Raw genomic sequence first — 320 nt, 5'->3', positions numbered from 1 at the left:
GAGCAAGGGCTCTTTCCGTGGTGCTCTCTCTGTTTCTCCTCAGAGGTCCAGTCACTCGTCTCCTCGCCGCCGCACTGGTGGTGACAACGCTGTCGTTCACTTTTTCAGATCTATCGTGTCTCCTGCCCCTAAAAAATCCAGGTGGCATTCTTTCACATCTAAACTTGGCATGGGGGATCATAAGGCCTCAGTGAAGGCGCAGAAGGGTCGTGCCGGAGATGGACAGGGCACGCTGACTCGCATCTTCAAAATGGGAGGAACCAGAGCAGCATCTCCAGCCAAACGCTGAGTTCCAGCTCTTTTAAAATTCTCCAATAACC

The 320-nt window shown here is 52.8% G+C and carries 1 protein-coding gene; it reads left to right on the top strand.

All coding sequences use genetic code 11. The features are described 5' to 3' along the window. A partial coding sequence (locus tag GFJ41_RS18350; RefSeq protein WP_226890300.1) for a hypothetical protein occupies positions 1–194 on the top strand: 194 nt, incomplete at its 5' end. Positions 195–320 lie beyond the last annotated feature (126 nt).

The sequence above is a fragment of the Paraclostridium dentum genome, from assembly GCF_012922555.1.
Classification (GTDB): domain Bacteria; phylum Bacillota; class Clostridia; order Peptostreptococcales; family Peptostreptococcaceae; genus Paraclostridium; species Paraclostridium dentum.
Note: the sequence above shows the minus strand (reverse complement) of the source record. Positions and strands in the feature narration are given on the sequence as shown.